At 59.5% G+C, this 14,335-nt stretch carries 14 protein-coding genes and 1 tRNA gene; 8 read left to right on the top strand and 7 right to left on the bottom strand.

All coding sequences use genetic code 11. The annotated features are described in order from the left end of the window. Positions 1–29: 29 nt before the first annotated feature. The 6 genes from BMY45_RS07295 to BMY45_RS07270 form a co-directional block, all read right to left on the bottom strand. On the bottom strand, positions 30–1,352 hold the full coding sequence (locus BMY45_RS07295) for an alginate export family protein (protein WP_092396119.1): 1,323 nt from the start codon (positions 1,350–1,352) through the stop codon (positions 30–32). Positions 1,353–2,069: 717 nt separating this feature from the next. Then, positions 2,070–2,145: transfer RNA gene (locus tag BMY45_RS07290), tRNA-Gly, on the bottom strand. Positions 2,146–2,208: 63 nt separating this feature from the next. Continuing rightward, positions 2,209–2,769: a CDP-diacylglycerol--glycerol-3-phosphate 3-phosphatidyltransferase gene (pgsA, locus tag BMY45_RS07285; RefSeq protein ID WP_047227859.1), complete on the bottom strand. Its 561-nt coding sequence runs from the start codon at positions 2,767–2,769 to the stop codon at positions 2,209–2,211. A 32-nt stretch (positions 2,770–2,801) separates the two neighbouring features. Then, entirely contained in the window at positions 2,802–4,625 is a 1,824-nt protein-coding gene (gene uvrC / locus BMY45_RS07280; protein ID WP_092396117.1) for an excinuclease ABC subunit UvrC, read from the bottom strand. Between the two features lie 2 nt (positions 4,626–4,627). After that, the gene (uvrY, locus tag BMY45_RS07275) at positions 4,628–5,269 is read right to left on the bottom strand and encodes a response regulator transcription factor GacA (RefSeq protein ID WP_024781217.1); all 642 of its coding nucleotides are present in this window, start codon (positions 5,267–5,269) and stop codon (positions 4,628–4,630) included. Positions 5,270–5,396: 127 nt separating this feature from the next. After that, on the bottom strand, positions 5,397–5,831 hold the full coding sequence (locus tag BMY45_RS07270) for a GNAT family N-acetyltransferase (RefSeq protein ID WP_092396898.1): 435 nt from the start codon (positions 5,829–5,831) through the stop codon (positions 5,397–5,399). A 192-nt stretch (positions 5,832–6,023) separates the two neighbouring features. On the opposite strand from BMY45_RS07270, the gene BMY45_RS28345 reads away from it, so the two are divergent. The 3 genes from BMY45_RS28345 (at position 6,024) to BMY45_RS07265 (ending at position 7,553) form a co-directional block, all read left to right on the top strand. Then, positions 6,024–6,152: a hypothetical protein gene (locus BMY45_RS28345; protein ID WP_256244308.1), complete on the top strand. Its 129-nt coding sequence runs from the start codon at positions 6,024–6,026 to the stop codon at positions 6,150–6,152. A 133-nt stretch (positions 6,153–6,285) separates the two neighbouring features. Next, the gene (locus BMY45_RS28125) at positions 6,286–6,438 is read left to right on the top strand and encodes a hypothetical protein (protein WP_177193312.1); all 153 of its coding nucleotides are present in this window, start codon (positions 6,286–6,288) and stop codon (positions 6,436–6,438) included. A gap of 47 nt (positions 6,439–6,485) precedes the next feature. Beyond that, entirely contained in the window at positions 6,486–7,553 is a 1,068-nt protein-coding gene (locus BMY45_RS07265; RefSeq protein ID WP_092396115.1) for a 3-deoxy-7-phosphoheptulonate synthase, read from the top strand. 31 nt (positions 7,554–7,584) lie between these two features. Here BMY45_RS07265 and BMY45_RS07260 read toward each other — a convergent pair whose 3' ends face one another. After that, positions 7,585–8,646 carry a hypothetical protein gene (locus tag BMY45_RS07260; protein WP_256573630.1) on the bottom strand — a complete coding sequence of 354 codons (1,062 nt, stop codon included), beginning with the start codon at positions 8,644–8,646 and terminating at the stop codon, positions 7,585–7,587. Between the two features lie 327 nt (positions 8,647–8,973). Here BMY45_RS07260 and BMY45_RS07255 point away from each other — a divergent pair, with 327 nt between their 5' ends. The 5 genes from BMY45_RS07255 (at position 8,974) to BMY45_RS07235 (ending at position 14,309) form a co-directional block, all read left to right on the top strand. Beyond that, complete coding sequence (locus tag BMY45_RS07255) at positions 8,974–9,852, top strand: esterase/lipase family protein (protein WP_092396111.1); 879 nt, start codon at positions 8,974–8,976, stop codon at positions 9,850–9,852. Positions 9,853–9,948: 96 nt separating this feature from the next. Further along, positions 9,949–10,230 carry a peptidylprolyl isomerase gene (locus tag BMY45_RS07250; protein ID WP_092396109.1) on the top strand — a complete coding sequence of 94 codons (282 nt, stop codon included), beginning with the start codon at positions 9,949–9,951 and terminating at the stop codon, positions 10,228–10,230. A 130-nt stretch (positions 10,231–10,360) separates the two neighbouring features. Beyond that, the gene (locus tag BMY45_RS07245) at positions 10,361–12,229 is read left to right on the top strand and encodes an extracellular solute-binding protein (protein ID WP_092396107.1); all 1,869 of its coding nucleotides are present in this window, start codon (positions 10,361–10,363) and stop codon (positions 12,227–12,229) included. Next, entirely contained in the window at positions 12,229–13,287 is a 1,059-nt protein-coding gene (locus BMY45_RS07240; protein WP_092396105.1) for a microcin C ABC transporter permease YejB, read from the top strand. The genes BMY45_RS07245 and BMY45_RS07240 overlap by 1 nt, the downstream gene beginning before the upstream one ends. After that, positions 13,287–14,309 (top strand): ABC transporter permease, encoded by a 1,023-nt coding sequence (locus BMY45_RS07235; RefSeq protein WP_092396103.1) that lies wholly within the window; start codon positions 13,287–13,289, stop codon positions 14,307–14,309. The genes BMY45_RS07240 and BMY45_RS07235 overlap by 1 nt, the downstream gene beginning before the upstream one ends. Positions 14,310–14,335 lie beyond the last annotated feature (26 nt).

The raw sequence follows: 14,335 nt of genomic DNA, 5'->3' as shown, positions 1-14,335 counted from the left end.
TTTAACGTCTTTACGGCAGGAGACGATCACTAAAATGCAAATGAGATGACCAACTGGCTGTAAAGGTTAAGGTCATCGCTACCCTGTTGCGACCCACCCTCTTCTGCGCTCTTCTTCGGCTTATACAAGCCTACTAGCGGGCTGACCGTGAACTGTCCCAAGGTCCAATCGAGGTAAAGATCCAACTCTTTAGCGTCGAGGTAGCCTTGAGCAGGGTCGAGGGTGTTGAAATCGAAGAGAAGTACACCCATCGCTACATCAGGATGCGGTGTCAGGCCAAGGCTGACCATCTGAATGGCGGCATTCCGCTGAAATGGACCTGAGTAATTACCCGCCACCTCGCCCTGGAACCAGGTTCCATAACCCCGACTGAAGCCACTGAATAGCGGATCGTAGTTTTCCGAATAGCGGCTGTAGCGGTAACCGAGACGTGGCTGCCAAGGTGCAGCGGAGAACGTCCAGCCCGCCTCGGCATACCAAGCATGTTCATCACCCAGACTTTTCTCTTCATGGGCATACTCGAAGGACAGGAACAAGTCTTTAACCCCAGCGTTACCCTGGGCACGCAAGCTGGTGACCTTCAAACCGTCGCGCTGCCTGCTGAAAGCATTCGCCAGTTTGTCATCAACGCCTAACCCTTTGATATACGTCAGACCTACCGTACCCTCAGGCGCTACATGCTCAAGCACACCGATACCGAGCTCAGGCTTGGCCTTGATTTCATTATCTGACTTCAACCAGATCAAATCCCCGCGCCAACCCTCCTGTCCACCGAGGCGCAACCAGGCTGTCCGATCGAAGGCATTGCGGGCGGTCAGATAGTAGGCCCCTCCGCGATCAAGGCTACCGTCGGCGAAGTTATTACCCACACTCAGACCATCACCGTTGATGATGAACCCATCACCAATCTTGACCTTCTGGCTGCCGGCGGAGAAGTCTACGCCGTCCTTGCCCAAGGCCGGAAACAGATCCCCGGAGCGCCAGCCAACGTAGGCACGGTCAACAGCCGTACGACGCTCCGTTCCATCGGTATAGCCAGCTGCGTCACCCTCACCCCAGGTAGCATTGCTGACCAAGTTGAATTCTCCATACAACGAAGTGTTTGCAGAACCTGGAAAGACCTGAGTTCCGCTCATCCCGTAGCGTACAAAACCCTCTTGCCATGCCACTGAACCTGGTTTTATCGGGCCACCCTGATTGTAACTTTCGTCGCTATGAAAGAAACCCACAGCCCCTTGAACATTCAATTTCAATGTAGTGTCAGAATCGGAGTACAACTCGTAGGCCCAAGCGCCTGAGTTCATGGTACTCAAGGCGGAGAGCAACAACACGCTACGGTGAAACTTGCACATATCGAACCCTCTTTATGCTTATGTGTTGTGAAAGGCAGAATGTTTTGCATATAGCCATCTCACCACACAAAAATTAGAGGGTCTTGACGATAGCAGCCATGCAACTTGTACCAGCCTGCCAGCCCGAGGGGTCAGTACGCTGCTATCGGGCAGCTTTATGTACAAAGAAATTGATGGTCGAGTGAACAGCGACTCAGAGCAGTGGAGCTTTCACAGATATACCCACGCTTTTCGTGAATAACTTTACGGCTCGCTTCTGAGAGCCATCTCGAAAGCTGCACGCGCCACAGACGGTTGATTTTCAGTTATCCAGGTTCTCTGCCAGAAATCCAACCAGATCAAGAGGACTTCGGCTGTCGATTACCTTGTAGATCAGGTCGCGTTTGCTTCGCTGAAGCCCTGACGGCCTCGTCTGTTCCATGGATACGCGCTGCCAGGAGCAGCACGAGCGTAGCGTCAGTAAGGTTCATTGCTAGACCCAAAAATGATGCACCGCAGTGTACCCACTCTTCTCTTCTCCATACCAATCAAGAAGACGTACCACGTCAGGCGTCATCGCGCCTGGCGGACGACATGATTGAAGTATCCGACATCTGCATGACGTCGTAGATGGGCAACTGCATCTGCCAACGCTTGATCACAAACGCTGAGCCCACGCCTAAGCACCAAATTCCAGGCAAAAAAAAGCCACTCATCTGAGTGGCTTTTTCTGAATCTTGGAGCGGGAAACGAGACTCGAACTCGCGACCCCGACCTTGGCAAGGTCGTGCTCTACCAACTGAGCTATTCCCGCGTCTTGGTGTGGCGCATTCTATAGACTCAGAATACGCCGTCAACCCCTTGATTCAAAAAAGTTTTATTTCGGGTCTACGTCGGTGCGCAGATGTGGCCAGGCGGCGCGTAGGTACTGGACCATTGACCACAGCGTCAGGCCTGCGGAGATCAGCAGCAGTGCATAGCCCAACAACACCCAGAAATTGAAGTTGGCCGGGTTGCCCAGCAGGATAACCAGCGCGAGCATTTGCGCGGCGGTTTTCCATTTGCCGAGGTTCGAGACGGCGACTTGGGCGCGGGCGCCCAGTTCGGCCATCCATTCGCGCAGTGCCGATACGACGATTTCGCGACCGATGATCACCGCCGCCGGCAAGGTCAGCCAGAGATTGCCGTGTTCCTGTACCAGCAGCACCAGGGCCACTGCGACCATCAGCTTGTCGGCCACAGGGTCCAGGAAGGCGCCGAAAGGCGTGCTCTGCTCCAGGCGTCGGGCCAGGTAGCCGTCCAGCCAGTCGGTTGCGGCGGCGAAGGCGAAGACCGAGGCGGAGGCTACATAGCTCCAGTGGTACGGCAAATAGAACAACAAAATGAAGATCGGGATGAGCAGGACGCGGAGTACGGTAATCAGATTTGGGATATTCATCGGCACAACTGGCTGCGAGGTTGACGGGCATTCTACTCGCTATGCAGGCTTGCATAAATCGACTCAGCGAGCTTTTTACTGATACCGGGAGCTTTGGCTATCTCTTCGATGCTGGCACGAGACAGCTCCTGCAATCCACCAAAATGTTTCAATAGATCGCGACGTCGCGTTGGCCCGACCCCTGCCACACCTTCCAGCGTCGATGTGCGGCGGGTCTTGCCCCGGCGGGCGCGATGTCCGGTGATGGCGAAACGGTGAGCTTCGTCACGGATCTGCTGGATCAGGTGCAACGCCGGGGAATCCCCTTTCAGGGTGAACTCATGAGCCGCATCGTTCAGGTACAAGGTTTCGAAACCGGCCTTGCGGGTTGCGCCCTTGGCCACGCCTAGCAGGATCAGGTCGGGGACCATCAGCTCATTCAATACGTCGCGGGCCATGGACAGTTGGCCTTTGCCGCCGTCCACCAGCAGGATGTCCGGCAGCTTGCCCTCCCCGTCCTTGAGCTTGCCGAACCGGCGCATCAGCGCCTGATGCATCGCCGCATAGTCATCGCCCGGGGTCACGCCTTCGATGTTGTAGCGCCGGTAATCGGACTTGATCGGCCCCTCCGGACCAAACACCACACAAGACGCCACGGTCGCTTCGCCACTGGAGTGGCTGATGTCGTAGCACTCCAGCCGCTGCGGCGGCTCGTCCAGGTTGAGGACGTCGGCCAGGGCATCGAACCGTGCCGCCACATGCTGGCGGTTGGCCAAGCGTGCGCCAAGGGCCTGCTCGGCGTTGGTCACGGCCAGTTGCTGCCAGCGCGCCCGGGTGCCACGCACGCGATGGCTGATGGTCAGTTCACGACCACGAAGCTTGTCGATGGCCTCGACCAGGGCCGGGAAGTCATCGTGGACCACATTGACGATCAACTCGGCAGGCAGGTCGCGTTCCGGGCTGCTGATGTAGTACTGACCCAAAAACGCCGCCATGACTTCGGCGACGTCCTCCTCGATACCCACCTGGGGGAAGAAGTTCTTGCTGCCCAATACCCGGCCGCCGCGCACGCTAATCAGGTGAACGCAGGCGCCGCCCGGGTTGATGAACGCGGCAATCACGTCAACGTCGCCGCTGCCGCCTTCCATGCTCTGCTGGTCCTGCACACGGCGCAGCAGCCCGATCTGGTCGCGCAGCTCGGCGGCCCGCTCGAATTCAAGGTTGACCGCCGCATCTTCCATCGCCGCTGACAGTTCATCGGTCAAGGCGTTGCTGCGCCCCTCAAGAAACATCACCGAGTGCCGCACGTCTTCGGCGTAGACCTCTGGATCGACAAACCCGACACACGGCGCTTTGCAGCGCTTGATCTGGTATTGCAGGCAGGGTCGGGTACGGTTCTTGTAATAGCTGTCTTCGCATTGGCGAACGAAGAAAGTCTTCTGCAGCAGACTCAGGCTTTCACGGATCGCCCCGGCGCTGGGGTAAGGACCGAAATACCGACCTTTAGCCTTTTTGGCCCCGCGGTGAATGCTCAGGCGCGGAAATGCCCCGTCCGACAGAAACACGTACGGGTAGGACTTGTCGTCACGCAGCAGAATATTGTACGGCGGCCGCCATTCCTTGATCAGCGTCTGCTCGAGCAGCAAGGCCTCGGTTTCATTGGCGGTGATGGTGGTTTCGACTTGCGCGATGCGCCCCACCAGGGCGGCGGTCTTGGGTGCGAGACCGGTTTTACGAAAGTAGCTGGCCAGACGCTTCTTGAGGTTCTTGGCCTTGCCGACGTAAAGCAGGCGCGCATCGCTGTCGAACATGCGGTAGACGCCTGGGCGGCCGCTGCACGTGGACAGGAAAGCACTTGGATCAAACAGTTCAGTCATTATCAGGCGCTGGCATCGACCATGCCGTGGCGCACCGCCAGCAACGTCAACTCGACATCGCTGCTGATCGACAGCTTCTCGAAGATTCGGTAACGGTAGGTGTTGACGGTTTTGGGCGACAAGCACAGCTTATCGGAGATGATCTGCACCTTTTGGCAACCAACAATCATCAAGGCAATCTGGATTTCCCGCTCCGACAGCGCATCGAAGGGCGACTCATTGGTCGGCTGGAACGACTTGATTGCCAACTGCTGGGCAATTTGCGGGCTGATGTAACGCTGACCGGCAAACACCAGGCGAATGGCCTGGACCATCTCGTTCAGACCGGCGCCCTTGGTGAGATAACCCGCAGCACCCGCCTGCAACAACCGGGTCGGGAACGGATCTTCCTCACACACGGTCACCGCGACCACCTTGATGTCCGGGTGGCTGCGCAGCAGTTTACGCGTGGCTTCAAGACCGCCGATGCCTGGCATCTTGACGTCCATCAGTACCACGTCGGGTTTCAGTTCACGCGCCTTGATAAGGGACTCTTCCCCGGATTCAGCCTGGCCAACTACCTGCAGACCGTCAATATCAGCCAGCATTCGTGTAATGCCCGTACGGACGAGATCATGGTCGTCGACCACTAACACCCTAATCAAGCAGACACCTCACGATTTGGTCTTATTTGGGTTGCCCAACACCTTAGCAAAAAGCATCCGACAGACCTAGCGCAAAGGGACATATAAAAGTTACAACGCGTCTTTCAGAGGCGCACGCTGCGCGGCCTCAAGCCCTGGCATCCCGCTCCATCCTCAGGAAACATTCATCCTCGCCGACCACCCGCAAGCCCTGGCGCTCGTAGAGCACCCTGGCCGGATTGTTCTTGAAAACCGTCAGGCGCAGAGCCGGGCGTCGCTCCTGCGCCACCATGTCCCAAACCTGACCGATCGCCCAAGTGCCAGCGCCCTGCCCCCAAAACGCCTCGGCAATCTGTAGTTCTCGGATATACAACGCCCGCGCATCACGACTAAGGCTGACAAAACCCAGCGCTTGCCCCTCGCGGCAGATGATCCAGTTCTGGCGAATGATCCAGGCCAGATCGAATGCTTCGTCCTGCCATAACAAATCGTGCTGCAAGTAATAGGGCAGCATGTTGACGCACGTCAGTTGCCGGGCAAAAGAAATGTCCTCGGCCGTTGCCGCACGCCACTGGAAATTCATGGGTACCTCGTCAAAGCGTTGTCGCCCCTTCGACTGGGCTCGAAGGCCGAAAGAAAGTGCAAGCCCAAAGTTTCTCACAAAACCCACCGGACTCCAGCCAGGATGAACAATCACATGCCCACGATAGAATTTTCTGATTGAACCGGCCCGCCCTGCTCGAGTAAGCTCAGGTCCATTCATCGGAGACAGACCATGTTCAACACCCTCGCATCGCTTCAAACCGCCAGCGCCCAGCGCTCGGTTGCGGCTGCCTGGGCGAACAGTGTTCAGACTCCGGTCAGCTTTTATTTTGGGTATTGGTTTAGCCACTGGCGCGCCTGATACCCAACCGGCGCCCAATTTAAACGGGTCGCCTTCCAGAGTTTTCTAACCCCCGGTCGGCCTCCCGACCGGGGGTTTTGTTTTTTCAGCCCCACACATTTTTGCGACACCCGACAAACTTGAGGATTGAGCCATGAACGACGCCACTTATTACCGTTACGACAGCTTTTCCGCCTGGCGATTTACCAGCCACCGCTCGGGCCAGCCTGCCGCCTCCGATCGGTCACCTACCGGTGGCAAGCCTCAGTTGCGGGCCAATACGGCCAATTGTCGAACACCCCAATAGGGCCGGCGCGCGGGAATGAACCCGCTGTCCGCCCAGGAAACCAGATCATGAATTCTTCCGTCTCTGCTTTGCCGCTGTCCACGCTCAACCCCGCCAATGAAGCCCTGACCCTGCGTCTGCCCAGCTCATTGCAGCTCAAGCAACAATTGCCCCTCAGCTCGGCGCTGAGCCAACAGGTCAATGCCCATCGCCAGGCAATCCGCGCCATCCTCGACGGCGAGGACTCCCGTCTATTGGTGATTGTCGGCCCCTGCTCCATCCACGACCCGAAATCGGCCCTCGAATACGCCGCCAACCTCGCTCGCCTGGCCCATGAAGTCAGCGACAGCATGCTGCTGGTGATGCGCGCCTACGTGGAAAAACCCCGCACCACCGTAGGCTGGAAAGGCCTGGCTTACGACCCTGGCCTGGATGGCAGCGATGACATGGCCGCCGGCCTGACGCTGTCGCGAGAGTTGATGCGCGAGATGCTCCAGCTTGGCCTGCCTGTAGCCACCGAACTGCTGCAACCCATGGCCGCCAACTACTTCGATGACCTGCTCAGTTGGGTCGCCATCGGCGCACGCACCACCGAATCGCAGATCCACCGGGAAATGGCCAGCGGCCTGGGCATGCCGGTCGGTTTCAAGAACGGCACGGACGGCAGTGTTGGCATCGCCTGCGATGCCATGCGCTCGGCAGCCCACCCTCATCGGCATTTCGGCGTCGACAGCCAAGGGCATCCGGCGATCATCCAGACCCAGGGCAACCCCGACACTCATCTGGTGCTGCGCGGCGGCCATCGCGGGCCGAACTATGACCGGCAGAGTGTCACGCAGATACACAATGACCTGACCCGCCTGAAAATACCGGCCCGGATCATGGTGGATTGCAGCCACGCCAACAGCGGCAAAGACCCGTTGCGGCAGCCGCAGGTGTTCAGCGACGTCCTGGAGCAGCGCTTGCAAGGAAACCGCTCCCTCATCGGCATGATGCTGGAAAGCCACTTGTTCGAAGGTTGCCAGTCGTTGGGCCCGTCGCTGCGTTACGGCGTATCGGTGACCGATGGTTGCCTGGGTTGGGCATCCACCGAGCAACTGCTGCGTCAGGCCCATCGTCAGCTAGTGTCGGCCTGAATCCTGAAAGCGCCCTCCCCAGCGAGGGCGCTCAGCTTTTTGTCTCGGAGCGAACCTGGACGGTGACCCACTCCGAGTGCTGGCTCACATCGTCCAGGCGCTCGACCTGATAAAACAAGTGCACCGACCTGCCGCGCTGGTCCTGCCAGAACGCCGCGGGCACTACAAAGGTCAGCGCTTGACCTGCCGTCGCCGCGGTGATTTCGCGCTCGGCGACATGCGCGTAATTGCCGTTGCACTGCAGCCAGACCAGCTCGCCAGCCTCAAGCCCGGCTCCGTCGATGACGACACTCACCCCTTCCTGTAACCCGTCGACATCCAGCCCGCCCTCGTTCAATCCCGTAATCCACGGCGCTTTCAGCGCAGGACGTCGCAAAGGCCCCAGATGCAACGACAGCGGCTCGGCACGGCGCACCGAATGTCCGCGCCTGACGACATAGGTCAGGCTCAGGCTTTGACCCGCGTGAGGGGCAATCAGCGAATGATCGATCCAGCACGCTACCTCGCGGCCGACGGCATGAGCCTCGATATCCAGCACATCGCGCCAAACGGCCTTGGAGTCGTTGCTGGCAATCAGGATCAACCGGTCGCCGACGGCCATTCTGGAATAGGGCCTGATGGTCACGTACGTTCCTTCGGGCACCCGCGCCGGATCCAGGCTGCCACCCACGGCATCGTTGGCAACGGCGGCCGGCAGTTGCAAGGGAACATCGCCGATATCCAGTTGCAAAAGCTCGGAAACCAGCGCGGCCGGCAGGCGTTTGCTCGTCACCTGGTAGCTGATCTCCAGCGAACCGCCATCCAGCTCGGCGATATGCGGCTCGCGCACGACAAAAACGACCTCTCGCCCCACCTGTCGCTCCGTGATGAACCTTCGCACTTCATGTCGATAGGGCTCGGCATCTGAGTTAAGCCCATGCCAGAACAGCAGCACTTCATCGCCGCACGTCATCATTGGATAGGGCTTGACGGTGATGACGACCTTGCGCCAAGCGGGATTGATCACCCCTCCCTTGGCCGCTGCCAGAGACGGTGGTGGCAATTTCGTCAGGGGTGCGAGCCGGGCTCGCGAGGCAGATGGGTAAGTGGTCATACATAGGCTCCAGTCCTTGGATAAAGGCACCGCCTTCACATCGCGGCACCCGATGAAGCCATTAAACCTCGACCGTCCCAAACCCACAGTCAGACAAGACGACCGCGGGAGTGGCCTGGTGCCCGTGAAGTTGTAGCCGCAAGCGCCAAGGGCTATCGGAAGTATCCCGATACGCTCAGGTCCGTCCGGTTTCCAGTCTGACCCTTCCCACTTCTTCTATTCCGTTTTCAGCAGATCACTGCGGTTTCTTCCTACACCGCCCAGCACAAGCCTGCATTAGAGTGTGGTCGCGAATTCAATAGGAACCTCTTCGAAAAAGGTACGAACATGCAACGGAATGCAACCACTCAATTTCCCATCCTGCTGGTCCATGGGTTGTTCGGGTTTGACAGGGTCGGCGGCTTCGAACTTTTCCACGGGATCAAACAGGCATTACGCGCCGCCGGTGCCCGGGTGTTCATCCCCTATTTGTCGGCGACACATTCCAATGAAGCCCGTGGCGAACAACTGCTGGCACAGATCGATCGGATCCTGAGCGGCACCGGCGCCACCAGGGTCAACCTGATCGGCCACAGCCAGGGCGCGCTGGCCGCCCGATACGCCGGCGCTGTTGCCCCCGACAGGGTGGCCTCGGTGACCTCGGTCAGCGGCCCCAATCATGGCTCCGAACTGATTGATTTCCTCTACAAGGCCCTGACCCCGGGGCGCTTGCCAGAGCATGTGGCGGATAGAGTCGCCACGCTTTTTGCAGACTTCATCTCGTTGCTGGGCGGCCAAACGCAACTGCCGCACGCCGCCATTGCAGCACTGGCGGCGCTGACCACCGAAGGCGTAGGCGCGTTCAATGACAAATACCCCCAAGGCCTGCCCAAACACTGGGGCGGCAATGGAGCACAAAGGGTCAACGGGGTGCGCTACTACTCATGGAGCGGCACGTTGCCGGACTCCGAGAACGGCGCATGCAATGCGATGGATCCTCTGCAGGGTTTTTGCAGGGCCTTTTCCGAGTACTTCATCACCGAAGCCGGGCAGAACGACGGCCTGGTGGGACGCTTCAGCTCGCACCTGGGCAAGGTCATTCGCTCTGACTATCCACTGGACCACATGGACGCCATCAACCAGACAGCCGGTTGCAGCCGCAAGGGCACAGACCCGGTGGAGCTTTACGTGCGCCACGCCGAACGCCTGCGCAAAGCCGGCCTTTGATCGACAGACTCAAGGTTTTGACGCATTTTTGACAACAACCGGTCAGTGATTCCGGTAGGCTCAACACCTTTAAAGCTATTGAAAGGAATTTTACCCATGGCCAAAGCCACTGCCCGCCACATCCTGGTTTCCAGCGAAGAAAAGTGCAACGAACTCAAGGCCCAGATCGAAGCCGGCGCCGACTTCGCTGAAGTCGCCAAGACCAACTCCTCGTGCCCGTCCAGCCGTCAGGGCGGCGACCTGGGTTCGTTCGGTCCAGGCCAGATGGTCAAGGAATTCGACACCGTGGTATTCAGCGCCCCGATCAATGTGGTGCAGGGTCCGGTCAAGACCCAGTTCGGCTATCACCTGCTGGAAGTGACCAGCCGCCAGGACTGATCCCGGTTTATCGACCTAACGGCCCGCCCTTCGGTGGGCCGTTGTGTTTGTGTCAGGCCAAGGGGCTAGCGATCAAGGCGTAGCTCGCGTACAAATCGTGGTCATCTATCACCCGGCTTTAAGGCTGACAATGCGACTGGCGTTCCCTTCACTGCTGTTCACTGCCGTGGTCCTGCTGACAGGTGCCGCCGGTGTGGATGCCACACCGCAACATGCCCTGACGGTGTATGGCGAACCGGCCAAGTACCCCCAAGGCTTCAGCCACTTCGCCTATACCAATCCCCAGGCCCCCAAAGGCGGCACCATGCGCCGCTCGGCCATCGAGATCGGCCATTTCGACCACGTCCTGCCCTACATCGACAAAGGCATCGGCGTCAGCCAGATCGACGGAATGCTGTATTCGCCGCTGGCTCAGCGCTCGCTGGACGAGCCCTACACCGTCTATGGCCTGGTGGCGCAGAAGATGGAACGCGCCGACGATGGCCTGTCCTTGCGCTTCTACCTCAATCCCAAGGCCCGGTTTGCCGATGGTAAGCCCATCACCGCCGAGGACGTGCGCTACACCTTCGAGCTGTTGATGACCCAGGGCAGCCTGCGGTATCGCACCCAGTTCGCCGCCGTCAAAGGCGTAGAAGTGGAATCCGAGCGCACCGTTCGCTTCGACTTCAAGAACAACGAAAACCGTACCCTGCCCCTGGACATCGCCACACTGCCGGTCTTTCCCGAACACTGGTGGAAAACCCGCGATTTTGCCAGTGGAGGTGGCTACGAAGCACCGCTGGGCAGTGGCCCCTATCGGGTGGGCCGGATCGACTCGGGACGCAGCATCACCTTTGAGCGCAACCCCAACTGGTGGGGCAAGGATCTGCCGGTCAGTCGCGGGCTCTACAATTTCGACCATTTCAGCATCGAGTATTTCGGCGATACCGATGTGGCGCGGCAGGTCTTGCGTGGCGGCGCCTACGACTACAATCGCGAGTTCTCCGCCACCGGTTATTCCATCGGCTATGACAGCCCGGCCCTGCGTGACGGTCGCCTGCAAAAGGCTCACTTGGCCACCGAGGCGCCCCAGACGGCCCAGGGCTTTGTGTTCAACCTGCAAAAACCGCAGTTCCAGGATCGGCGTGTCCGCCAGGCCCTGGCCATGCTCTGGGATTTCGAGTGGAGCAACCGCCAGATGATGCGCAACCTCTATGTGCGCCAGCAGAGCTTTTTCTCCAACACCGACCTGGCCGCCCGGCAACTGCCCGATGCCGATGAACTGGCGATTCTCGAACCGTTGCGAGGGAAAGTACCCGAGGAAGTCTTCACCCAGGTATTCCACGCGCCGAAAACCGACGGCAGCGGCGTGATCCGCGACAAACAATTGCAAGCCTTGGCACTGCTGCAACAGGCCGGCTGGAAACCCGATGGCGACCGCCTGGTGAATGCCGACGGTGAACCGCTGAGTTTCACGTTCCTGATCAGTCAGAACGGCCTCGAACGGCTGTTGCTGCCCTACAAGCGCACGCTAAAACAGATCGGAATCGACATGAACATCCGGCGCATCGACGCCTCCCAATACGTCAACCGCCTGATGAGTCGCGACTACGACATGATCATCACCGGCTACCCCGTCAGCACCTCGCCGGGCATGGAGCTCTACAACTACTTCGGCTCGGCGGCGGCCAACGATCCGGGCGCGAACAATTACATGGCCCTGCAAAATCCCGCTGTCGACAGCCTGATCGACGGTCTGGTCAAAGCCACCACCCAAGGCGACATGCTCCGCCATGCCCACGCCCTGGACCGCGTGCTGCAATGGAATTACTACTGGATCCCCAACTATTACCCGCCGGGCAGCTCCACCGTCTGGTGGAACCGTTTTGGTCGACCCAAAGTGCAGGCTAGCAATGACGAAGCCATCGAGAGCTGGTGGGAGATGAGCACCACGCCACTGACCAACGAGCAGATGGCCGCCGAACGCCTCAAACGCGGCGCCCCTGGAGGGCGGCATTGATGTGGGCCTATATCGCGCGGCGCTTGCTGCTGATCATTCCAACGCTGGTGATCATCCTGCTGGTGAACTTCGTCATCGTCCAGGCTGCTCCGGGCGGGCCGGTGGAACAGGCCATCGCCCAGCTGCAAGGCATCGGCGGCGCCAGCGTCGGCAGTTCGGGAAATGCCATGACCGGCAGTTCGCGAGCCAGTCGCGGCCTTGATCCACAGCTGATCAAGGACATCGAAAAACAATACGGCTTCGACAAACCGGCCCACGAGCGTTTGTGGTTGATGCTCAGCAACTACGCCCGGCTGGACTTCGGCAAGAGCTTCTTTCGCGGCGCCACCGTGACCGACCTGATCCTGGAAAAGCTGCCGGTGACCATTTCCCTCGGGCTCTGGGCCACGCTGATCACCTATCTGGTGTCGATTCCCCTGGGCATCCGCAAGGCCGTGCGCCATGGTTCGGCCTTCGATGTGTGGAGCAGCACGGCGATCATCATCGGCTATGCCATGCCAGCATTTCTGTTCGCCATGTTCCTGATCGTGATGTTTGCCGGCGGCACGTCGTTGAACTGGTTTCCGGTGCGCGGGCTGGTGTCGGACAACTTCGAGTCGCTGTCGACACTGGGCAAGATCACCGATTATTTCTGGCACTTGGTCCTGCCGGTCACCTCGTTGGTGATCGGCGGTTTCGCCACCTTGACGATCCTGACCAAGAACTCGTTTCTCAACGAAATCACCCGCCAGTACGTCGTCACCGCGCGGGCCAAGGGCATGAGCGAACGACGCGTGCTGTATGGCCATGTGTTCCGCAATGCGATGCTGCTGGTGGTGTCGGGGATTCCCCAGGCGTTCATCAGCGTGTTTTTCGCCGGTTCCTTGCTGATCGAGGTGATCTTCTCCCTTGATGGCCTGGGACGCATGAGCTATGAGGCCGCGGTGTCTCGGGACTATCCGGTGGTGTTCGGTTCGCTGTTCATCTTCACGCTGTTCGGCTTGCTGATCAAACTCATCGGCGACCTGTGCTACACCCTGGTGGACCCGCGTATCGACTTCGCCGCGAGGAACGCCTGATGTTCAAGTTATCTCCCTTGGGCCGTCGGCGTTTTGAGCGCTTCAAGAAGAATCGCCGGGGTTGGTGGTCGCTGTGGCTGTTCATCGGCCTGTTCATGCTGACTCTGGGCGGCGAATTGATCGCCAATGACAGGCCGCTGGTGGTGAGTTACCAGGGGTCGCTGTATTTCCCGGTGTTCAAGCGCTACACCGAACAGGAATTCGGCGGGCAGCTGCCGTTCCAGGCCGATTACCGCAGCAGCTACGTGCAGGATCTGATCCACAAGGACGGCGGCTGGCTGTTGTTCCCGCCGATCCCGTTCAGCGACGACACACCCAACTACGACCTGAACCAGCCAACCCCAAGCCCGCCCTCCCCAGTGAACTGGCTGGGCACCGATGATCAGGCCCGGGACGTGCTGGCCCGGGTCATATTCGGGGCACGGGTGTCGATTCTGTTCGCCCTGGCCCTGACGGCCATCAGCGCGCTGATCGGCATCACCGCCGGTGCGTTGCAGGGTTACTACGGCGGCTGGGTGGACCTGCTGGGGCAACGCCTGCTGGAGGTCTGGTCGGGGCTGCCGGTGCTTTATCTGCTGATTATTCTGTCCGGCTTCGTCGAGCCGAATTTCTGGTGGCTGCTGGGAATCATGGCGCTGTTTTCCTGGCTGGCCCTGGTGGACGTGGTGCGCGCCGAGTTCCTGCGCGGGCGCAACCTTGAATATGTCAAGGCTGCCAGAGCCCTGGGTCTGTCCGACCGCAAGGTGATCGTGCGACATATCCTGCCCAACGCGATGAACGCCACCCTGAGTTATCTGCCGTTCATCCTCACCGGGGCGATTTCCACCCTCACCGCCCTGGACTTCCTCGGCTTCGGCATGCCGGCGGGCAGTGCGTCGCTGGGCGAACTGATCGGCCAGGGCAAACAGAACCTGCAAGCGCCGTGGCTGGGCCTGACGGCGTTCTTCACCCTGGCGCTGATTCTTTCTCTGCTGGTGTTTATTGGCGAGGCGTTGCGCGATGCGTTCGACCCCCGATCCTGAGCCACGGCCATGAAGCGGAACCCTGA

The sequence above is a fragment of the Pseudomonas sp. NFACC39-1 genome, assembly GCF_900110355.1.
GTDB classification, from domain to species: Bacteria; Pseudomonadota; Gammaproteobacteria; order Pseudomonadales; family Pseudomonadaceae; genus Aquipseudomonas; species Aquipseudomonas tehranensis.
This window is presented reverse-complemented; position numbering and strand designations above follow the sequence as displayed.